The organism is Paenibacillus mangrovi, assembly GCF_022898935.1.
Lineage (GTDB): Bacteria > Bacillota > Bacilli > Paenibacillales > Paenibacillaceae > Paenibacillus_AQ > Paenibacillus_AQ mangrovi.
Genome location: NZ_JALIRP010000005.1, coordinates 1 through 23,443 on the forward strand (window position 1 = coordinate 1; position 23,443 = coordinate 23,443).

The window sequence follows — 23,443 nt, forward strand, 5'->3', positions numbered from 1 at the left end:
TTACTCACCCGTCCGCCGCTAACCATCAGAGGAGCAAGCTCCTCATCAAGTCCGCTCGACTTGCATGTATTAGGCACGCCGCCAGCGTTCGTCCTGAGCCAGGATCAAACTCTCCAAGAAAGTTTGTGACTCATTTTGAATCTGACGAGAAATAATTCTCATTTAAAACATCATCTATTTGTTCAGTTTTCAAAGAACTTGTTTTCTGCTTCATTCGACAATCTTTTCGCCGAAGCAGGATTTTATTATATCATACTCTCTCAACCAAGTCAACACTTATTTAGTTAATGTTGTTTGTTTCGAAAGCCCGCCGTGTTCAGCGGCAAGAAATAATATACCATGGATATCATACATAATGCAACTATTTTTTTAAATTTAAAATATGTTAATGTTTACTTATTCCTATTATTCGTAAAAGCCATATAAAAAGCATCTTATTTACAATAACAATATACAGGGGGCTGACCATGAATCATTGGCTGAAAAAGATTAGCAAAGGTATTGGCAAGAAGCTCGCCGCCGTACACCGCTGGAACGCCTGGATGATTGCCTTTCTTGCATTCAGCGGTTTGATACTCCCATGGGGAACCTGGAGAGAGATTTTAGGAGCGGGTAGAGTATGGCTGAAGTGGCTTCATCTCGGTGTTGGTCTTGCGCTGCTGCTTCCTGTTCTATATTATCTTTCGCTGGCCGGCAAGCATTGGTCTCTTCTCAAAGGCCGCCCTGCTCAGAAATGGAATGTACTTATTGTTCTCTTTATTATGGCAGGCTGGTTCCTCTCCGGAGTCGTCCTCTGGCAGTTCCGCACTTTCGGACCAGCCTGGTCCAACCCTGCCTTGACCATTCATGATGCGTTTACCTGGATTGGGCTTCCCTATATGATCTATCATTCTATTACCCGCACACGTTGGCTAAAAGAGCCCCATCGGCGGACAGTCCGCACCGACAGGCCACTAAACACCGTTACACCTTCGTCAGCATCCCAGCCATTGTATACCCGCAGAGCCTTTATCCGATCGGCAATCGGATTGGGGTTTGCTGTAACACTCGGTCCGTCTTTTGTTAAATGGCTGGCATCCAGTCTCAGCTTTGACGCGAATGTCGAAAATCTTGTTCAGCAGGACGACAACCATTTGGTTCCCGCTCCACAGCCTGCGGCAGCATCCCTTCCTCCGGTTGGCGGAGGCTCCAAAGGAAGCTTCCGGATCTATACGGTAACGCCAATTCCCACATTCGATAATTCAAACTGGTCTTTTACCGTGGATGGTCTCGTGAATAAGCCGCTGAAGTGGAACTGGGAGGAGTTCGTGAAGCTACAGCGCACCGTACAGGTCAGCGACTTTCACTGCGTTACCGGATGGTCCGTCTACAATAATACTTGGGAAGGTATCTCGCTAAAGCAACTCCTCGAACAAGCCGGTGTTCAAGCCTCAGCCCAAACGGTCAAGTTCTACTCAGGCGATGGCGAATATACCGATTCTTTATCGTTGGAACAGGCTCAGATGAATGATATTATGGTCGCAGTCATGCTCGATGGAAAGCCGATTCCAAGCGATCTTGGGGGCCCTGTCCGACTGGTCGTCCCACAAATGTACGCCTACAAGTCCGTCAAATGGCTCAACCGGATTGAGCTCATTGCTGAGGACCATGTCGGGTATTGGGAAGTCCGTGGTTACGATAAGGATGCATGGGTTCCTGACTCAAAGCGGTCATGAATCACTTTCTCCATTGGCGCCATCTATTTATACCCCTCTAATGCCTTGCTCATGACTGCTGAAAATAAGGCGGCGGCCTTCCCGCTGCCTGCGGTCATATAGTTATTCTGGTCCGTCCGGTCAAATCCCATCCAAACAGCAGCCGTCCATTCCGGAGTATAACCGACAAACCACAGATCGCGGTTCGCCTTGCTGCTTATGCCAGGCAGATCCAACTGGGTTGTACCCGTTTTTCCGGCAACCGGACGGTTCATGCATGCTTTTTTGCCTGTTCCCTCATTAACCACGCTTCGCAGCATGCCCGTCATTCTCTCCGCCGTTAAAGGCGAGATGGCTTGGCGTTCATTGGAATGATGCGAATACAGCACCCTACCTTTTGAATCTTTTATCTGTCGCACCATATGGGCTTCACGAAAAAACCCGCCGCTGGCAAATACACTGTATGCCTGTGCCATTTTCAAGGGCGAGACCCCTGTATGTACCCCTCCAAGAGCAATGGACAGATTATAGTCCTCCTGGGTCAGCTCTATGCCGAGCTTTGCAGCAAACTTCTGCGCCTTTGAAATGCCTACCTGCTGCAGCAACCACACGGCTGGGGCGTTGACGGACTGCTGAAGGGCTTGCTTCATACTCATTTGGCCTTGGTAAGTACCATTCAGGTTTTCGGGTTTATAACTTCCATAAGCAGCCTGACGATCCTGAAGCATACTCTCGGGAGTATAAAAACCGCTCTCCAGCACTGGCCCGTAAACAATAATCGGCTTAAAAGCAGAGCCTGGCTGCCGCGCGTCAATCACCGCCCTATTCAGCCCCCCTGTCACCGGATTACGCCCTCCAGTTAATGCTACGATTTCGCCGGTCCGGTGATCGATCATCACCATAGCCGCCTCAACCTGCTGATCTTTTCCGTTCGGGGGAAATAGATCTGGATTACGGAACGACTCTTCCAGCGCGCTTTGGGCTGCCCTGTTCATCCCCGTAACAATGGTATAACCTCCTGTTTGCAGTTCTTCCCTCGATTTGCCGGTGAGCCTCGTAGCTTCCTGAAGTGCGGCATCGATATATGAAGCACCGATCGTTTTATTGTTAACTGCCGCGGGCGGCTTATATTCCTCATGAACCGCAGCCATCATCTCTTCGCCGGTAATCAACCCCTGCTGCCGCATGATGCCAAGCACAAGCTCCCGCCTTTTCACGGGCAGCTCACTATCGCCTAACGGATTATAGATGGAAGGTCCCTTCGGAATGGCAGCCAATGCAGCGATCTGCATGATATCAAGCTTTTTCAAATCAGAAATCCCGAAATAGTGCTCAGCCGCCGCCTTCACGCCATGCTGACTATCCCCCATATAGATCTGATTCAGATATAGCTGCAAAATATCATGTTTGGACAGCCGCTTCTCCAAAGCCAGAGCAAGGGAGGCCTCGTTCAGCTTGCGCAGCATATTTTTATCCCGGTTTAGAAAAAGATTCCGTGCCAGCTGCTGGGTGATGGTGCTGCCTCCTTCCGATACCTGAAAATGGGCTGTATTGTTTAATATTGCGCGGGCAATCCCTTTGTAATCCAATCCGTGATGAAGATAGAAGCTGCGGTCTTCCACAGCAAGAAAGGTATCAATCAGCAAATCTGGCATTTCCTCTAGTTCCGCCGTTACTCTATAGCCCGATTCTGGCAGAGGAATTTTGCGCAGAACCGTTCCATCCGAGGCAGTAATAACGCTTGATTCCCGGAGTACTAATTTCTCAGGATAACGCCCCAGCACGATTCCTCCGTATTCATGAACGTAGAACAGCCCAGCCAATACCAGAGCCGCCAAGATCACCGCCAAGTCAAACGCATAGTAAAAGCTCCTCAGAAGCTTTCGTCTAACGACAGCCTGCAAGCCACTCATGACGCAGTCATCAGGCTCTCCAGGAGCCTCTCCATCCCAAGCGCCTCCCGCTTCACTGTTTCCATGTCGAACTGTCCTGTATCATCGGGACCATTTCTGATAGACTCCACGTCATCCAATGCACGAAGCAGCGATCTAATCCTTAAGATCAGCGCCATGATCTCATCATTTCCGAGCGGAATGGCCGGCGCTTCATTGGTGACCTGAGGTGGGGGCAGTATACCTGCCGGCGAGGGAACGCCTGACTGGTTTATGTGGTGCAAATGAGCAGCCAATTCCTTCAGTTCTCCCAGTGATGCAACCTCCAGTTTCTGAAAAGAACCTTTATTCGCCAGCCCTTCTGCGGCTTTTAGAAGTGACTTCATATCATCAGCCGTCTTTTGCGATCGAAGCATAAATATAGCGGTGAATATGGTTAGAAAAATGAAGACGGCTATGGGCGTTCTGCCGATATGATTCATCAGCCAATGCGATGTCCTGGCCCCAAACGAATCAGGTGAAACATGTGCGTAGACATAAGCGAAAGTGCTATACACCAAAAAAAGAGAAATACCGCTGAGCAGCAGGCTTCCCATAAAGATATACAAGTAACCTGCGCGTACCGTTAGCACTCTTTTCAAAACCTCAATCCCTCCTTGCATATAAGCAACCCTTCATCACTCTATGCAAAAAAGGATATCGGCTAAATCTTAAGAAACAGCCTGAAAATTCTTAACATTCTCTTAATATCACGCGAAAGTATAGTTCGGGATGCCATCGCCATCCTACAGCTATTTTAGCCTGTTTTCGATAGAGGTTCCTTGGAGAGCGGGAAGCAGGTGATAAAATCCGTTCGGTACATATCGCTTTGTGCTGTAATTATGCCATGATGACGGTCGATGATTCCCTTCGCAATGGCGAGTCCAAGACCCGAGCCGCCAGTATGCTGCGAGCGGGAGCGCTCTGCCCGGTAAAAGCGTTCAAAAATATGCGGAAGATCGCTTTCGGCGATCACTTCCCCAAAATTGCTGATCCGCACAACGGCCTCATCATCTTGGCGTTCAAAGGAAATCTCCAGCTTTTTTCCTGCTTTGCCGTACCGGATCGCATTGGCAATCAGATTCTCATAAGCTCTCACCAATTCATACGGCGCCGCCTGAATCCATAACGCTTCATCCGTATAATCGTTCATTGTATAGGTCATGCCTGCCATGTTCAGCTCCGGAACGGCTTCATCGACCAGCTGCCCGATAAAAGCCTTCAGATCTAGAGGCTCCAGCACGAGAGGCAATCCACCGCTGTTCACGCGCGTATATTCGAACAAATCGTCGATCAGCTTGCGCAGCACGAGCGTTTTTTGATAGGCAATATCGACGTAATACCGAAGCTCCATCTCGTCACGGCAGCGATCTTGCTCAACGTACTCCAGAAAGCCGAGAATCGACGTAAGCGGTGTGCGCAAATCGTGAGAGACGCCTGTGATGAGCTCGTTTTTCGCTTGAACCGCAGCTCGCTCTTCGATCAGGGAATGCTGCAGCCGCTCGGACATGATGTTGATGTTCTCTGCCAGTACGCCCAGTTCGTCCGTTGTTCTGACCTCGATCCGGTGGGATTCTCCCAGCTTGGTGATCTGCTGGATTCCCGATGTGATCTCCTCGAGATAAGAGATGATTTTCCGTGTGAATAAAAAAAAGAAAATGAGAAAACTAACAATGCCTGCAGCAAACAGCACCGGTCCCGAACCGATATGATTAATAACCCACTTCAACATCATCGTAAAGGGGGAGGGATTGCGCTCCGGGCTTAAATAGACCGTGGAGTTTACCAGCTTATATCCAGCCGTGAGCAGGCCTGCCCCTGATAGAATGCTTAATATAAAAGCCCAAATGAACTTCCAGCGGATCGTACTGATATATTTTGCATGCATAATGTAGGTTTCACCTCCAGCGCTTTAGGACGGATTGTCCAATTTATAACCGACTCCCCACACCGTTTGCACGTAGCGCGGGCGTTTCGGATCATTTTCGATTTTCTCGCGGATTTTGCGTACATGGACCATGACGGTGTTGCCTCCATCCAGGAAAGGCTCATTCCATACATTGTTGTATATCTGCTCCATGCTGAGCACTTGCCCCTGATATTTGGCCAGAAGTTCCAGAATCGCAAACTCCCGTGGTGTCAGTTTGACATTGCATCCGTTCACATGAACCTCGTGCTTGCTGATATCGATGACCAAATCTTCGAATACCAGCTGATTTTCTCCAGCTTGAACATGTGTTTCTCTATTAAATTTATGGTAGCGGCGCAGCTGTGATTTCACTCTGGCCACAAGCTCCAGCGGATTAAAAGGCTTGCCGACATAGTCATCAGCTCCGATGCTGAGTCCGTGGATTTTGTCCATGTCCGTATTCTTCGCAGACAGCATGATGATCGGCACGTTGCGCTCTTCACGGATCTTCATGCAGGCGGCGATTCCATCCATCTTCGGCATCATGACATCCAGAATAATGAGATCCACCTCTTCCTGTTCCAGCCAGCGCAGCGCTTCTGTCCCGTCATAGGCTTTAAGCAAACGGTACCCCTCATTAGCCAAATAAATATCGAGCAGCTTCACGATTTCTTTTTCATCATCAACGAGCAAAATGGTTTCTTTTCTCACGGGGAAGAGTCCTTTCGAATGGATAATGAATTCATATTTCCTTTATATTAACAAAGATTCCAATCCTATGACTCTATGAAAATGGATGCGCAACTTTCTGAATAACGCAAAAAAGTCCTGAGCTCATGTTGCCATGAACCAGGACTTCCCTGCTTACTAACGTGTTTCGTATGAAGTTATGCTTCTGTATTCAAAAGGCGGATAAATTCGTTCTCGTCTTCAATGACCTGAATACCGAGCTGCTGGGCTTTAGCCAGCTTGCTGCCGGCCTTCTCGCCTGCAATCACCAGGTCTGTCTTCTTGGACACACTGCCGGTGATTTTCGCGCCGAGTGCTTCCAGCTTCTCTGCGGCCTCGTCCCGGGTCAGCTGATGCAGCGTACCGGTAAGGACGACCGTTTTGCCGCTGAAGAAGGAATCCGTGCTCACCACTCTCGGTGCTTCCGGTGCTTTGGCTTCTACACCTAGGGAAAGCATTTTTTCAATACCCGCCTTGATCATCGGATCTGCGAAAAAGCCTACAATACTGTCGGCGACGATGCCGCCCACATCCGGGAGTGCTACCAATTCTTCTGCGGTAGCGTTCATCACGGCATGCAAATCACGGAAATGCTCAGCGAGCATTTTGGTCGTCGACTTGCCGGTGTTCGGGATGCCCAAGGCAAACAGGAAGGATGCCAGATCCCGGCTTTTGCTCTTTTCCAGGGAGGCCAGCAGATTGTTCGCCTTCTTCTCGCCAAAACGGTCCAGCTTGATCAGATCCTCAAACGTCAGCGTATAGAGGTCCGCAGGCTCGCGCACATTCAGCTCATTGTACAGCTGCTCGGCCGTCATGACGCTAAAAGTCTCGATATCCATCGCATCTCTGGAGGCAAAATGGGTGATCTTCCCGATAATCTGCGGTTTGCATTCCAAATTATTGTTACAGAACAAATGGGCACCGCGCTGCTCCAGCGGGGATCCACAGGCTGGGCAGTGCTCCGGATAAACGATCTCTTCGCCGTCGCTTTCCTCGGTCACCTTGCCCAGAATTTCCGGAATGACGTCATTAGAGCGGCGGATAAAGACGCGGGTACCGAGCGCATGCTTCAGATTTTTCCTTTCGATATCGCCGATATTGTTCAGCGTACAGTTCTGTACCGTTACGCCGGCAAGCTCAACCGCCTCGACGCGCGCAACCGGGGTGATTTTGCCTGTACGGCCTACTTCCCAGGATACCGATTCAAGCACAGTCGTTGTCTCTTCCGCTTCAAATTTGAAGGCGACGGCCCAACGCGGGAATTTGTCCGTGTAGCCTAAGGCTTCCCGGGTACGCATATCCACGATCTTAATGACAGCCCCGTCGATGAGGTAATCCAGGCCCGAGCGGCGTTCCTGGATGTCCTGCAACTGCTCCACGACATCGTCAAAGTTCTGGAAGTACGTGATAAACGGATTCACTTTAAAATGATTATCCCGCAAAAAGTCCATCATTTCCTTATGACTGTCAAAACGGATGTTGTCGGAGTAGCCAACGTTGTAAAAGAAAGCGCTCAGGCGGCGTTCCGCCGTGACCTTCGGATTCAGGTTGCGGAGCGCGCCGGCTGCGGCGTTACGGGCATTTTTCAGCGGCTCGGCAGCCGTTTGGTTATAGCTCTCCAGCACCGAGAGGTTCATAATCCCTTCGCCCTGCACTTCAATCGTGCCGTCCTTATACGGAATACTGAGCGGTACAGATTTGATCGTTTTAACTTGAGCCAGGATGCCTTCGCCAACGACGCCGTTGCCGCGGGTCGCCGCCTGCACCAGCCTGCCGTCCGTATAGGTCAGGTTCAGCGTCAGCCCGTCGAACTTCAGCTCCACCGCATAGCTCAGCTCTGGCAGCGGGTTACCTGGATTTTTGCTGTTATAGTCGGCCACAAGTTTGGCAGCCCGTGCGTTCCAGCTTGCGAGCTGCTCGACATTTTGCGCTTTATCCAGACTCCAGAGCGAAGCCAGATGACGGTGCTGTGCAAATCCCTTCAGCAGTTCGCCGCCGACGCGCTGGGTAGGGGAATCCGGCAATGTCATGCCGCTCTCCTTCTCCAAGGCTACCAGCTGGTCATACAAAGCATCGTATTCTTTATCACTGATCAGCGGCTTATCCAGCGTGTAATAATGATAGTTGTACTTATTCAGCTCGGCGACGAGCTGCTCCATGGTAAACATCGGATCCATGCGGGGATCATCCCTCCGTCACAATAATTTTTAATATATTAGGGCTCTATTCTTCCACTTTCGTGATTGGTGCAAACCCTGCTAGCAGGCGTTTCACGCCGACAGGAGCAGGAAAAGCGATCTGCAGCTCGGTATCGTTCCCGCTGCCTTTGACCGATACGACGGTGCCTGTACCCCATTTGCCATGAGATACTTTATCGCCAGCCTTCAGCGCAGTCAGATCCGCCGTGCTGCCCACAGCCGCTGCCTTGTGCGGTACGGAGGTCGTCACGGTCGCTTTGGCCTGCGAACCGGAAGCCGTTGCAGTCGAACCGCTTAAGGATGAGTTCCCGGCACTCCGTCCGAAATTGCTCCCGCCACTGCCGAAACCACGACCACCATACGAGCCGCCGATGTTGCCGCCGCGGCGGTAACGGTCACGGGCTACGCCCGTGTCCTCTTTGAGCTCCTCGGGAATCTCATCCAGGAAGCGCGAAGGCGGATTGGCCGTCGTGCGGCCAAAAAGGGTACGCATCTGCGCGCAGGACAGAAACAGCTGTTGTTCCGCACGTGTAATGCCGACATAGGCAAGGCGGCGTTCCTCTTCCAGCTCCTCGTTGTCCTGAAATGCGCGGCTGTGAGGGAATACGCCCTCCTCCATTCCGACGATAAACACGACCTTGAACTCCAGACCTTTCGCGCTGTGCATGGTCATGAGAATCACGGCATCAGACTGGTCCTCTTCCTCGTCGTTCATCGAATCGATGTCAGCAATCAGAGCAAGATCCGTCAGGAAGGATACAAGCGACTTGTCGTCATTATTTTTCTCGAATTCCATCGTAACGGACAAGAACTCGTCGATATTCTCGAGGCGCGACCGTGATTCGATCGTATTTTCGCGCTGCATCTCGATGCGGTACTGGCTCATCTCCAGCATTTTTTCGGTGAGCTCTGTGACGGATAGATAGTCTACCATTTGGTTCAGCGCTGCGATCATATCATAGAATTCCACGAGTGCATTACGCGTCCTACCGGCGAAACCAAGATCGTCTACAACAGCGAGCACTTGGAAAATAGAAACTCCACGTTCGGCAGCCGCCGCGCTGAGCTTAGCTACGCTGGTGTCGCCGATGCCTCTTTTCGGCACATTAATGACACGGGCCAAACTGAGATCATCATCCGGGTTGGAAATGAGACGTAGATACCCGAGAATGTCCTTAATCTCTTTGCGATCATAGAACTTGATGCCTCCTACGATCTGGTACGGGATATCCGACTTGATCAGAATTTCCTCTATGACCCGGGACTGGGCGTTCGTGCGGTACAAAATAGCATGATCCTGATAGGACTTGCCCTGCTTGACGTTCTTGTTGATTTCCGAGGTCACGAAATACCCCTCATCATGCTCCGAATCGGCGCGGTAGACCTTGATCTTGGCGCCGTCGCCCTGGTCCGTCCACAACTTCTTCGGCTTACGTCCGCTGTTCTGCTTAATGACTTCGTTCGCTGCATTCAGAATCGTGGAAGTGGAACGATAATTCTGCTCGAGCATGATCGTCCGTGCTTCAGGGTAGTCTTCCTCGAAGTTGAGAATGTTGCTGATATCCGCACCGCGCCATCTGTAAATGGACTGGTCGCTGTCGCCGACCACGCAAATCCGGTGATGGCCATCAGCCAGCATCCGGCAGAGCATATACTGCGCACGGTTGGTATCCTGATATTCGTCAACGTGAATGTACTGGAATTTTTTCTGGTAGAAATCAAGAACCTCAGGCACTTCCTTAAACAGCTGGATCGTCGCCATGATCAGATCGTCAAAGTCCAGAGAGTTGTTGCTTTTAAGACGGCGCTGGTACATGGTGTATACTTTGGCTGCAATGCTTTCAATGTAGTCGCCGGCTTTTTGCTCATACTGCGCTGGCGTGATCAACTCATTCTTGGCGGTGCTGATCAGGGAAAGAACGGCTTTCGGTTCAAATTTTTTCGTATCGAGGTTCAAATCCTTCATGCAGTTGCGGACGAGCGACAGTTGGTCTGTCGAGTCCAAAATGGTGAAGTTAGAGTTAAAGCCGATCCGATCGATATCCTTGCGGAGAATACGCACGCACATGGAGTGGAATGTGGATACCCAGATGTCGCGGCCTTCGCCTCCGACCAGCTTGGTGACACGCTCCTGCATCTCACGGGCTGCTTTATTGGTAAAAGTAATCGCCAAAACGCCCCAAGGCGGAGCTTTGCGGGTGGCGATCAGATAAGCAATGCGGTGCGTCAGCACCCGCGTCTTGCCGCTTCCCGCTCCAGCCAAAATCAGCAGCGGTCCTTCCGTCGCTTCGACGGCCTGCTGCTGCGGTGGATTCAGTTTTTTAATAGCTTGTTGTATATCAATCGGTTGCATGCGCGCATGCTCCTTCCTGAATGTGTTTTTTCGTATTCTGCCGCGCTTATTTCACGGCTTTGACGGTGAGCAGCGCCTGTTTCAAGTTATCATATACCGCGTTTCCGACCACGATTGTATCACAGACGGCTGCCGCCTTAGCTGCAGTTTCCGCATCATGAATGCCGCCCCCGTAGAATACCTTGGCGGTCTGTACGGATTGATGTATTTTCTTAACCGTATCCATGTCTCCAAAGCTCCCGCTATACTCGACATACACCACAGGTAGTGACATCAGCTTGTCCGCCACCTGTGCATAGGCAGCAGCGCCGGACGCATCCAAATCAGTCTGGGCACCGGTCATCTGGGCTACGGTCGAATCAGGGTTCAAAATGATATAGCCTTCGGGAACGAGCAGATCCCACGGAATCATATAGCCGTATTCATCCACAGCCCGTTGGTGATGGCCAGTAATCCACATCGAGTCCGCCGTATTCATTACCATCGGAATCATGTACAGATCGAAGCCGGGCACAACCATCTCCAGATTGGAAACCTCCAGCACGCATGGAACCTCATAACGTCGCACCCGCGCCAGCAAATCCACCGTATTGTCATACGTCACGCCGCTTGAGCCGCCTACCATAATGGCGTCAGTTCCGGACATGCATATCGCTTCCAGCGCGTTATCATCTATTTCCCGGTCCGGGTCCAGCTTAAAGACATGTCTCCAGGGTTTAATCATCTGCTTCAAACGTCATTCCTCCACGACTTTTTCTTCATAAATCTAGTCTATGACAGCGCGGGAGGAGTGTCAATTTCTGTTCGCATGGAATGCGAACAATTTTATGGAATTTCCAGATGGATAGAAAAAGCAGCGTGATATCACGCCGCTTTTTTTAACCAAGCTAGTATGCATTTTTATTAACAAACCCGTTGCGGATCGTTTTGAAAATAATTTTAATATCAAATAAAAGAGACCAATTTTCTATGTAAAAAATGTCGTGATTAATGCGTTCCTCGATGGAGGTGTCTCCGCGTAAGCCATTACTTTGCGCCCAACCGGTAATCCCCGGACGGACATGATGCTTCACCATGTATTTTGGAACTTCCTCCCGGAACTGATCCACGAAATAAGGTCGCTCCGGTCTCGGGCCCACGACGCTCATATGACCGAACAGCACATTAAAAAATTGCGGCAGTTCATCCAAGCTGGTCTTGCGCAGGAACGAACCGAATTTCGTACGCCGAGGATCATTTTCTGTCGTCCATCCTCTATCCTCTGTACCTGGCGGAAGCTGCTTCATCGAACGGAATTTATACATCATAAAGTTTCGCCGATTCAGCCCCACCCGCTCCTGCTTAAAAATAACCGGTCCCGGCGAAGTAACCTTTACCCCAATCCAAATCGCCAGCATCATCGGCGACGTCAAGATAATGGCAAAGCTGGAAAACGCGATATCAAACAGACGCTTAAACATCCGGTTAGCCGCCATATCGAGCGGAATATCTCGCACATTGATCGTCGGCATTCCAGCAAAGTTATCAAAATAAGGCCGTGCCGGAAGGTAATCAAAAAAGTCAGGAATGATGAGCGTGCGGACGCCCGCTTTTTCACACAAACTGATGATCTTCGCGTACTTCGAGTGCGCATCCAGCGGAAGCGCCAGAATCACCTCGTCGATCAGCTTCTCTTCCAAAACGGTGGAGAGGTCGTCTACGTTACCCAGAATCGGCTTATACCGCTGCTCCTCCAAACTGTCCCACTGCTGATAATCATCAAGGAAGCCAATCACTTCGTAACCCATTTCCGGATATTGCCGAAGGTTATGATAGAATCTTCTACCGAGCGTGCCTGCACCAATAATGAGTACAAACTGACGATTATAGCCCTTTTCCCGAACGATCTTCAGGGATACTTTTAGGACGTAACGGTAAAACAAGATGAACATGACCAATGAAATCATATAAATGGCCAGATAGGAACGTGAGATGTTGACTTCCTTCACGAAAAACATCAAGCTGAGCAAAACGAAAATGCTGATGGAATGAACCTGAATGATTTTAATAAACTCATCCGCAAAACGTTTTTTGCGCTTCGGCGAATATAATGCAATCAACATCCCTGTAACGACGGCAATGGCTCCATAAATAAAACTCCACATGGCATAGGTTTCGATCGGTAGCGGACTGCTTTTAGGAATCCAGCCACTCTTGAAACGAATCCACCAAGCCAGAAGGAACGAAATTTGAATGAACACAAAATCCGTCAAAACATACATTTGCGTCAAAAATTGCTGGTTTTTGCGGATCACATGCCCACCTCCTTGTTCGGATTCTCATCAAAGATGAGTAAATTCTGATTTTACAAATTAATTGCAAACTCGCGATTGAATATAAAGCTTTATACTAATTCGTGTTCAGTAGTTTCTTCGTTAGGTTATATCTTAATATGGTATCAGAGGTCCATATTTTTTCATTAACCTCAGAAGCTATACTTTCACACTGATTTTGGGCATTATTTCTTTGGCAAACACCATCATTTGACACAAAATCCTTCCCGATAAAATTTCCATTTCTAAAAATAACAGGAGACGTTTTAGAAAACATGTTTTCTCCTAAAAAGACATTATTGCTGTGATTGATTCCCAAAATATGCAGTAATGTTGGAGTAATATCAAGATGACCGGTATTTGTTTCAATAATTTGGCCACTATTTATACCTGGAATGTGAAGAATGAAAGGAACTTTATCTATTGATAGTTGTTGTTCTGGCGTATCTTTGATGTCTAATATCGTAGATAATTCTTCTAATGAAATACCCGCATCATGATCACCATACAATGCAATCACCGTGTTCTCCAGGATTCCACTTTTATTGAGTTCATTTATTAGTTCACCAAATGCAAAATCGGCATAATGAACACTATTTAGATAATTACCTACGACTGTGCCCTCCAGTTCCCCCAAGTTTAGTGAATTGGGAAGCACTTCATTGTATGGATGATGATTGCTCAATGTAATTAGGAAAGAAAAATAAGGTTCTGGTAATTTCTTTATTTGATCTACACTCTGCAAGAAAAACGTTCTGTCTGACAAACCCCAACCAATTTTTTCTTCCATTACTAGATTTTCTTCAAACAATGACTTTTGAAAACCTTGTAAAGCGTGCATTTCTCTTCTGTTCCAGAATGAGCCATTATAGCCGTGAGCTGACATTGTACTGTACCCGTTATCATTCAATATTTTGGGGAGTGAATCAAATTGATTATGATTATAAGTTGTGTAAACTGAACCACTCTGTAATCCAAACATCGAGTTTAGGGACATAAATTCAGCATCTGACGTTCTTCCTGGACCCGTTTGATCATAAAAATTGTTAAAGTACAAATTGTTTTGGGCAAATTTATTTAAATTTGGTGTTATGACTTGATTATTATAACTTAAATTGATCACAAAGCTTTGTAGTGCTTCAGACTGAATAAGAATTACATTCTTATTTCGTGCAATTCCAAAATATTGGTCGTACTGATCAGAATTCTTTTTTAATTTCCATTCATTAATTTTTGCATATTCAGTTGGAGAAATATTACTGAACTTTTGGATCATGTACGTAGTAAAATCATAGAGATGAAAGTTAGCTAGCCCTATATCCTGAGCAATTAACTTATTCTGATATTTCTTTTCGAATAGATCTTCCTTGGCCAAATTACTGAACACCAGACCAGAAATTCCAATAACCACCATTATCCCAATAAGAGAATATAAAACTCTACTCTTTTTTAAAATTCTTTCCTTGTGAAAGATAGCATTCACAACAATACAAACTATAATCATTAAAATAATATCACTGAACATATAAACCACGTATTTATAATTAATGAGACTTGAAATACTATCAGTTACATCTGTAAGCTGTGAAGCATTAAAAATAGTCCCTGTAGTTATTACGTCATTAAAATAAAGGTAATAGACCAAATCACTGAAAAGAAGCAAACTTACTAGACAATTAATAAGTACGCTTACAAAAGCTCTCACTTTATAGTTCGTAAAACAGTTTATAACTAACCCTGTTAGAATTGCTCCCAAAAATATAAATATATTGGTGTTAATATTTCCACAGATTTCAAGTGTACTCCATTTAACCTTTAAATATAGACTGAGCGTTACCCAGATAATATCAATGTTTCTGATGTAGAAATGATTCATTAAACTAAGGCTTTTTCTAAATTCCCATTTCTTCGTTTTAAAATAGGTGATAAATAAATTAATGAAATATACTATTAGCACAGCGGCCAGAAAATAGAATAAATATAACCACAGCTTTGAATGAAATGTAATATCGGTTTGTTTGTCTGGGATAATCTCTCCATTTCCAAACCATCCTACTCCTTCATTCACCATATCCCATTGAATTGTATAGTCCCCTGTGTGTCCAGGAAAGTTGATATTTACATTTAAATCTACTTCTTCACCCGGCCCAACTGAGTTTGGAAGTGCACTTCTAAATCCGTCATGAACAACAACTTTTTTTTCTTTATCTAACAAGTCATAAGAAAAGCTAATACCCGAATATGTCTCCCACCTAGCACTCCCTGTATTTTTAATTCTTATCTTAACTTGTTTTGGTTCCTTTCCCCATACAGAAATATCCTTTATTGGTTTTACAATTTCAAAATCATAATTTTTTATGAATTTAATAGGTACTACCAAACTATTTTCAGTATTTAATTCTGAAAACCATTGTACACCCTCTTCTACTAAATCGAACTGGATATAAAGTTCCTTATGTAATAAATTTATGTCCGAAGGTATCTCAATATTGGGAATCACAATCACATATTCACCAGGTTTTATGTCCTTTGGAAGAGGCGTTCTGACGCCATCATTTAAAATAATTTCATTATTCCTATCCATCAGGTGGTAAGACAGTCTGATCTTGTCCTTACTCCAAACTTTTTCCCCTGTGTTAATCAATTTTAGTTCTACGCTATTATCAATCTTTTTCTTATAAGATGTATCAATTGAAATTTCATTTGAATTTATAGCTGCTATTTTCGAAGAACAGCTCCCTTCAGCCATTACATCCCCAGCGAATCCCCCAAAAATAATAAGGCAGAAGAATAAGAAAAAACATTTTGTAAACTTCATCTGTGATATACTCATCTCTTTCTGTCAAATAATACACAAGGAGAATTGAATTTCGATAGAAATTCAGTATAAAAAATCAACCATCTCCTTCCTATTTATAAAGTGACCTAGGTGCCACTTTTTCCTTATTTCTTCTACTCTCCGAAAATGAAGCCGGATTGATAAATAGCTTATTTTTAATAAGGGACATAAGGAATTTCAAACCTACTCCCGTATATATCAGCCCATTTGTCAAAGCATTATATTGATTCCGATAATGTTTACGATGAAAAATGATCATGGCATGATGAAATTCATAAATGATACGTACCGGGCGTCTTCGGGCACTGCCACCTTTGTAATGCACAATTGTCGTTTTCGGGTAGTAATAAATATCCCAGCCTGCCTGCTTGATCCGGTAGCACCAGTCAATATCCTCACCGTACATAAAGAAGGTCTCATCAAGCCCTCCGGCTTGTTCCAGTGTTTCCCGCCGCACCAGCATAAACGCCCCGACCAAACAATCCACTGGGTACTCCTGATCCGGGTCAAGATGTCCTAACTGATATTGATTAAACTTCGGATTATCCGGAAACAGCTTTGAAAAACCGAAGGCATAATAAAATGAAGCCGATGGCGTGGGGAACCCGCGCTTGCAAGCCTTGTCGAGAGAACCGTCAGGTAAAATGATTTTGCAACCGGATGCCCCCACATTAGGGTGCCCATCCATAAAGGCCATCATCGTCTGAAGCGTGTCTTTCTGCACAACTGTATCCGAATTCAACAGCAGAACATATCGGCCTGCCGCCGCTACCATGCCCTGATTGTTAGCTTTGGCAAACCCGGTATTGTTCGTGTTCACGATCACCTTCACATCCGGATAACCCGACCGAATCGACTCTACAGAATTATCCGATGAGTTATTATCAATGACGATGACTTCAAAGGTATAATCCGTATCCGAGGCTAGCACTGTACTAAGACAATCCATTGTAAGCTCGCATGTATTATAATTGACAATAAGAATGCTTAAATCCAATAGAAGCACTTCCTGACAAATTAAATAATCATAATCTATTTGCAAAAGAGAGGGAGAGTTTGGGATATTACATCATTCGACAACATTATAACACATGTGCTAAGAGAAGGTGGGAGGATTTAGGTAAAAAGATGGAGTATATAAAGATTAGTTCTATATTGTTTCCAAAATTCAGATTAGAATATACAATGATTATCAGTAAAAAATAGGACACGGAGTAGAAAAATTATGAATAAACTAGCTTCAATATTAATTATTATAGGATTGACCTTCCTATCACCGCAAACAAGTACTGCGAGCCCAAGCGCATCATGGACAGATTATTCATTTATTTCACATGCTATGGGTGAAATAAATGGAGCTACATAGGATACTCAAAAAGATAAAGTAATCGAAAAATTCCAAGAACTTATCAAAGAAGCAAATGGAGATAAAAACATTATAGATAGAATCATTCCTCAAATTTACACTCAGGACATGTATAAGTATATAGAGAGCGTTTATCAATTCAAATCATATATTTACACTCTGTATCAATCAAAAGATACTGATGATCAGGTAGTTGAGTTTGTAAAAAACACGCCTAAAATCATGGCTGTAACAATGCATTATAGTCGGGCAAATCGTGAATTTATTGAAAGTTTAACAAATATTAAGGTTAAGACCTACGTTCATACCATTAATGATTATAAGCAGTTAAAAAATTATGAAGAGATGGGCGTATTCGGCTTTTACACCGACTCGATGACTGAAGTCAACTATAACACATATAAACTGGAACGGTTTCGCGAGCTTATAAAATTAAACCAACCAATAATAAAGTAAAACCAACCTCCCCAGGCACGTTTAAATGAAGCGTGTCTTTTATTTTTCTATTATAAAGAGATATGATTTAAATTTACGTACCAACGCAAATAGCCCCTCGATCATGTATCCATTGACGAGAGGCTTGACTGTATCACTGATATTATTATGGTTTCGATACCTGGAACTGCTGCAAAAACTCCATAAGACCTTCCTTCCAATGTCTCACATCCGAAAACCCATTCGTTCGAATAGACAAATGATCCATGACCGAATTAATTGGCCGTGGGGCGGGGCGGGGGAATTGTTCGGTTGTACATGGTTCAAGCTGAGCAATTATATTAATCCCCTGTTTTTCAGCTTCCTCAAAAATAGCCTGTGTGAATTCAAACCATGTGCATTCTCCACTGTTGGATGCATGATAAATTCCGTATTTCTCGGTATAAATAAGTTCCAGTAAAAAGTGTGCCAAGTCAATCGTATACGTTGGCGATCCCTTTTGATCATTCACAACCTGTACCAAAGGCTTTTCTTGCCCTAAACGAAGCATTGTTTTTACAAAGTTATTTCCGTGCAAACCATATACCCAAGACGTACGCACAATAAAATACCGAGATGACAAGCTTTGCACAAGAATCTCGCCTGCTCTTTTCGACTTACCATATATACTTTGAGGATCTGTATTGTCATATTCCTGGTAGGGAACATCAGAACGGCCGTTAAAAACATAGTCCGTACTGATGTACACGAACTTGGCCCCTACTTTTTCGGCTGCCACAGCTATATTTCTCGTGCCGGCAGCATTCACTCGGTAAGCTCCATCTACGTCCGTCTCCGCAGCATCCACTGCGGTATACGCCGCACAATGTATAACAGCATCGGGTTTAAATTCACCTATTACCTGCCAGCACTGCTCTTGATTCGTAATATCCAGAGAAGCACGGTCACAGCCCTTAACCTCATGTCCCTTTTGGTGCAATTGAGACACAAGATCCATACCCAACTGCCCCGCAGCACCAGTTACCAAGACTCTCATAGAGAGTCTCCTAACCGTTCAGCGTACTGTTTGGCATAATAAGCCTGGTATTCCCCCGACTGAATCCGAGTCCACCACTCTTTATTATTCAGATACCACTGGATCGTTTCTTTAATTCCCGTTTCGAAATTATGCTTAGGCTTCCATCCGAGCTCCTGCGTGATCTTAGTTGGATCAATGCCATACCGGCGATCATGCCCAGGACGGTCCTTAACATAAGTAATAAGGGATTCCGGCTTATTCAGCTCCTGCAAAATCGTCTTCACAATGTGGAGGTTCGTCCGCTCGTTGTTCCCCCCAATGTTATACACTTCACCTACACGCCCTTTATGAATGACCAAATCAATTGCGCTGCAATGGTCTTCTACATAAAGCCAATCCCGAATGTTCAGACCATCTCCATAGATTGGTAGAGCCTGATCACTCAAAGCCCGGGAAATGATGAGCGGAATTAATTTCTCTGGAAATTGATATGGCCCATAGTTATTGGAGCAACGGGTGATGTTCACCGGCAGTCCAAAGGTCTCATGATAGGCGCGAACAAGCAAGTCTCCTCCTGCTTTACTGGCGGAATATGGACTGTTCGGCGTCAGCGGTGTTTTCTCTGTAAAAAGTCCTGTATCACCAAGTGTTCCGTATACCTCGTCCGTAGATACTTGAACATATTTCGTTACGCCATACTTTTTGGCGGCATCCAGAAGTACCTGCGTTCCCAACACATTAGTTTTAACGAACACTTCCGGCTCCAAAATACTGCGGTCCACATGAGATTCCGCCGCAAAGTTAACAACTACATCAATTCCTTGTTGGAACAACGAATCGACTGCTTTTGCATCCGTAATATCCGTTTTTGAAAATGTATAGTTCGGCTTATTCTCAATCGATTTCAAATTCTCTAAATTACCTGCATACGTCAACGAATCCACATTAACGATCTGGTAATCCGGATGCTGTTGAAGCATGTACAAAACAAAATTACTGCCGATAAAACCGGCTCCGCCGGTAACGAGAAGTTTCATAAGAAAGCGGCCTCCTAATCAAAAATTCAAATCTGCATCCTGCAGCAGCGGATGACGTTGATCTTTATCCGATAGAATCGGTTTGGTCGTCGGCCAATCGATCCCAAGTGCCGGATCATTCCATAATATGCCTCGATCATTCTCGGGAGAATAATATTCGTCCACCTTGTACAGGACTTGGGTGTTCGGTGTTAGCGTGCAAAATCCGTGTGCGAAGCCTTTCGGTACAAGCAGCTGACAATGGTTGTGTTCACTTAGAATGACTCCAACCCATTGGCCGAAGGTAGAGGAACTTTTACGGACATCGACGATGACGTCATAGATTGCGCCAGTAAGAACACGAATCAGCTTGGTTTGAGCTTTAGGATTCAACTGGTAGTGCAAGCCGCGAATAACACCAGGTTCAGCAGATAATGATTGGTTATCTTGAATAAAGTTAAATTTGATGCCTTGCTGCTCTAGAACAGCCTCATTGTAGCTTTCCATAAAAAAACCCCGGCTGTCTCCATGGACAACCGGTTCTAGCAGGCATGCGCCTTGCAGCTGTAAAGGTGTGACTTTCATGATTGGAGTTCCTCCAATTCTCTATATTTTTAGTTTTCCAAACTCTTCACCAAAAGTTAGATCTTTTGCTAGTTCATTCGCTCTGGCTAAGGAAGGATGTGTCCCAGCATCCGTCCACCAACCTTTAAGAACATCAAATGATAGCTGATTACGATTAATATATGCGTTATTAACATCGGTGATTTCCAATTCGCCCCGTGCCGATGGTTGAAGGGTCTTAACGATATCAAACACATGATGATCAAACATGTAAATACCTGTTACTGCATAGTTTGACTTAGGTTGACTCGGCTTCTCTTCAATTGAAACAATGCGATCCCTACAAATCTCTGGGACTCCAAATCTCTTTGGATCTTGGACTTCTTGTATAAGAATCTTAGCCCCTTCTTTTTGTTTACGGAAGTTATGAACGAATGGAGCTAGATCATCTTCAAACACGTTATCACCAAGAATGACTACCATTTGATCTTCGCCTACAAAGTGTTCCGCAAGATCAAGCGCTTGAGCAATTCCACCAGCTTCGTCCTGCACCTTATATGTAAAGGTAACACCCATCTCTCGACCGCTGCCGAGGAGATTGACAACGTCCCCCATATGTTCTTTGCCAGTGACGATGAGAATGTCGGTAATATCAGCTTGTTTAAGTTTATAGACAGAGTGAAAGATCATTGGATATTTGCCGACTGGAAGAAGATGCTTATTGGTAACTTTTGTTAAAGGATAAAGACGTGACCCTGTGCCACCTGCTAATACAATCCCTTTAATATTCACTACATTCACCCCATACTTTTCTTAAAGTTTATTGCTGCCAATAACCTTAATAAATCAAAGTTATTTTCTCGCGAGTTAATTAAATTTCCAACATATAGATTATTTTCCACTGATTTCATTATGCCAAAGAGCCCCTAATTTAAGCTATTTTAATTGCGTTATAGAATTTATAATAATTGAAAGGTTTCTCCTATCGGATTCTCCTTGCATAGATGGATTGAACTCTGAATTTGTCCTAATTTGAATGTCTGCAATGTTAGAATTATCGTCAATTTCATCCCACATTAACTTAATCGACAGAGGTGAATCTTTAGTAAATGTGTATTCCTTCACTTTTTTGTTGTTTACATATAATTCGACAACTATATTTTCTACTTTATCATTATATTTTCGGTGCAATGAAAAAGGAACGTATCCCTTTATCTCTATTCCAGTACTATTAGCTTTCTTTTTTATTTGGACTTCTGAATTTTTACCAATCCAAACATATCTACCATTATCATCTTCTTCAATATAACTAGATCCATCAAAAATATCTGTAATATATTGGGATTCACGCTTCTTATTTAAATCAACCTCATAAACTGGAATTAAATCATTTTGAAGACTTAGTTTTTGATTTAATTCCTTAATGGAATCGAGTAAAGCATCGCTATTTCCATTAACATCATAAACTTGTCCCTTTTGAATAAAGCTATATAAATATATGTCATCTAATATAAATTCCCCATTAATAGAGCTAAATTTAAGATCATATTTATTTAACTGTGATACAGGAATTTTGAAATTGTAATCCTTCCATTCAGTAACTAGACTCTGTTGTTCACTCCACTCGCCAACGGATAATTTTATTGTTGAATTCCGATTGACCGCCCTGGCAGAAAATTTCAAATTCACATATTCAGAATAACTATGATAGAAATCCCTGCTTTTAGGAATAGTTTGTGAAATCCATCCATTACCACTAACTTCCACAGCGCTATCATTTTCATTTTTCACTGATTTAACATTATTTGAATCCCAGCCTTTAAGTCCAAATTCAAAAGCGGCATTATAAACTGTGTTTGCAGCGTAATCCTTATAGTTCCATAATGCATACCCCGATGTATATTTCGTTAATGAATTGTATGATTTTCCAATAAAATTAGATAATTCATTTGATTTTATTTTTGTATTGTGTGAAAATGCCGGAGTGTTATCGAAATAAAGAAATTGATCAATAAATATTTTATTGTCTCCTGCATTTTGTTTTGTATTATTTAATATATAATCAAAACGATTTAATACCTTATCCGAAGGCTCCTCATTACTGTTATTTTCAGCACCCATAGATGGAGAATAGTACATTGTTGTATAAGAAGAGTCAGGTAAATTGTATGTCTTATTATGAGAATACCAACTTATTGAGCCATCCGAATTATATACAGGATCAGAATCAACCCTCACTTCTAAACTAAGATTGCCAAATCTCTCTTTAGCAGGTATATAAAACTTTTCGATGAGAATATAATCAAAAAACTCATACATTAGCCTCATAGATTCCTTCTTTGCATCTGGTGTAGGAATTTGATCAAATGATTCGAAAGATTGATTATACAATTTCGATATCTCATTCAAGTCATAATTATTTTTAAGATAATTCTGATATCCAATTTCCTTTGCATATTTAATCCGTTCATCCAATGAATTAATGTGTGTGGATTTTTCAACAATACCCCAAAAGTCTTCCCATGTTAAAAAGGCGAATGTGACATTATGGAATTGTTCCAATTCATTTTTAATTTTCGTTATATAATCAAGCCAGGCTTTATAGAACAAATCATCAACATATAATTTCTCAAATCTTTCATTATTAGGATACTGTACGTCTGGATCAAAGTCCCAAGCATAACCAATCCTTATTATTACTTTTAAATCATTCAAATCCGCCTTATTTACAACATATTTAAGTCTTTCAAACATATCATCATTATATTTAATCGGATCTATACCCGGTTGGAACTCTCCCCATGGAATAACGAGAACTATTGTATTAAAACCATCATTTCTAATTTTTTGCATATCAGAGTCCAAATTATAAAACTCAGAGGTCCAAAAAGTTATCGGCCACTCATTACCAAAATAGTGAGCGCCTAAAATATACTCATTTGAGTTATTTCCTTTTACTTCGCTAACAGCTTCATGTTTCTGAAGAAAGTCCCTGTTCCCAGATAATAAAACCAAAGATATTAAACAAATTAAGATAAGTACATATACAACCTTGCTTTTAGATAATTTCATACGATCT

General features: G+C 44.2%; 16 protein-coding genes and 1 rRNA gene. 1 reads left to right on the plus strand and 16 read right to left on the minus strand.

The genetic code is table 11. From position 1 onward, the window contains the following. A 16S ribosomal RNA gene (locus MUG84_RS13105) occupies positions 1 to 120 on the minus strand; the annotation flags it as partial. 347 nt (positions 121 to 467) lie between these two features. On the opposite strand from MUG84_RS13105, the gene MUG84_RS13110 reads away from it, so the two are divergent. Further along, a complete protein-coding gene (locus tag MUG84_RS13110) occupies positions 468 to 1,715 on the plus strand; it encodes a molybdopterin-dependent oxidoreductase (protein WP_244725493.1) in 1,248 nt (415 codons plus the stop codon). 23 nt (positions 1,716 to 1,738) lie between these two features. On the opposite strand, the gene MUG84_RS13115 is transcribed toward MUG84_RS13110, so the two are convergent. The 15 genes from MUG84_RS13115 to MUG84_RS13185 form a co-directional block, all read right to left on the minus strand. Beyond that, positions 1,739 to 3,607: a transglycosylase domain-containing protein gene (locus MUG84_RS13115; protein WP_244725494.1), complete on the minus strand. Its 1,869-nt coding sequence runs from the start codon at positions 3,605 to 3,607 to the stop codon at positions 1,739 to 1,741. Beyond that, positions 3,604 to 4,227, minus strand: coding sequence for a hypothetical protein (locus MUG84_RS13120; RefSeq protein ID WP_244725495.1), 624 nt, complete (start codon positions 4,225 to 4,227; stop codon positions 3,604 to 3,606). Before MUG84_RS13120 ends, MUG84_RS13115 begins: the two co-directional genes overlap by 4 nt. 155 nt (positions 4,228 to 4,382) lie before the next feature. Then, positions 4,383 to 5,513, minus strand: a complete 1,131-nt coding sequence (locus MUG84_RS13125; RefSeq protein ID WP_244725496.1) for a sensor histidine kinase — start codon at positions 5,511 to 5,513, stop codon at positions 4,383 to 4,385. A 24-nt stretch (positions 5,514 to 5,537) separates the two neighbouring features. After that, positions 5,538 to 6,245, minus strand: coding sequence for a response regulator transcription factor (locus MUG84_RS13130; RefSeq protein WP_244725497.1), 708 nt, complete (start codon positions 6,243 to 6,245; stop codon positions 5,538 to 5,540). Between the two features lie 176 nt (positions 6,246 to 6,421). Further along, on the minus strand, positions 6,422 to 8,440 hold the full coding sequence (ligA, locus tag MUG84_RS13135) for an NAD-dependent DNA ligase LigA (RefSeq protein ID WP_244725498.1): 2,019 nt from the start codon (positions 8,438 to 8,440) through the stop codon (positions 6,422 to 6,424). Positions 8,441 to 8,486: 46 nt separating this feature from the next. Beyond that, on the minus strand, positions 8,487 to 10,814 hold the full coding sequence (gene pcrA / locus MUG84_RS13140; RefSeq protein WP_244725500.1) for a DNA helicase PcrA: 2,328 nt from the start codon (positions 10,812 to 10,814) through the stop codon (positions 8,487 to 8,489). 46 nt (positions 10,815 to 10,860) lie between these two features. After that, complete coding sequence (pcrB, locus tag MUG84_RS13145; RefSeq protein ID WP_425313229.1) at positions 10,861 to 11,538, minus strand: heptaprenylglyceryl phosphate synthase; 678 nt, start codon at positions 11,536 to 11,538, stop codon at positions 10,861 to 10,863. A gap of 163 nt (positions 11,539 to 11,701) precedes the next feature. Further along, entirely contained in the window at positions 11,702 to 13,108 is a 1,407-nt protein-coding gene (locus tag MUG84_RS13150) for an undecaprenyl-phosphate glucose phosphotransferase (protein ID WP_244725503.1), read from the minus strand. A gap of 94 nt (positions 13,109 to 13,202) precedes the next feature. Beyond that, positions 13,203 to 15,944 (minus strand): sulfatase-like hydrolase/transferase, encoded by a 2,742-nt coding sequence (locus MUG84_RS13155; RefSeq protein ID WP_244725504.1) that lies wholly within the window; start codon positions 15,942 to 15,944, stop codon positions 13,203 to 13,205. Between the two features lie 91 nt (positions 15,945 to 16,035). Further along, on the minus strand, positions 16,036 to 16,962 hold the full coding sequence (locus tag MUG84_RS13160; protein ID WP_244725505.1) for a glycosyltransferase family 2 protein: 927 nt from the start codon (positions 16,960 to 16,962) through the stop codon (positions 16,036 to 16,038). Positions 16,963 to 17,932: 970 nt separating this feature from the next. Further along, a complete protein-coding gene (rfbD, locus tag MUG84_RS13165; protein ID WP_244725507.1) occupies positions 17,933 to 18,802 on the minus strand; it encodes a dTDP-4-dehydrorhamnose reductase in 870 nt (289 codons plus the stop codon). Beyond that, entirely contained in the window at positions 18,799 to 19,821 is a 1,023-nt protein-coding gene (gene rfbB / locus MUG84_RS13170) for a dTDP-glucose 4,6-dehydratase (RefSeq protein ID WP_244725508.1), read from the minus strand. Before rfbB ends, rfbD begins: the two co-directional genes overlap by 4 nt. Before the next feature lie 18 nt (positions 19,822 to 19,839). Next, positions 19,840 to 20,385, minus strand: a complete 546-nt coding sequence (rfbC, locus tag MUG84_RS13175; RefSeq protein ID WP_244725511.1) for a dTDP-4-dehydrorhamnose 3,5-epimerase — start codon at positions 20,383 to 20,385, stop codon at positions 19,840 to 19,842. A gap of 21 nt (positions 20,386 to 20,406) precedes the next feature. After that, positions 20,407 to 21,150, minus strand: coding sequence for a sugar phosphate nucleotidyltransferase (locus MUG84_RS13180; RefSeq protein ID WP_244726057.1), 744 nt, complete (start codon positions 21,148 to 21,150; stop codon positions 20,407 to 20,409). A gap of 150 nt (positions 21,151 to 21,300) precedes the next feature. Next, complete coding sequence (locus MUG84_RS13185) at positions 21,301 to 23,436, minus strand: cellulase family glycosylhydrolase (protein WP_244725512.1); 2,136 nt, start codon at positions 23,434 to 23,436, stop codon at positions 21,301 to 21,303. Between the last annotated feature and the right edge of the window lie 7 nt (positions 23,437 to 23,443).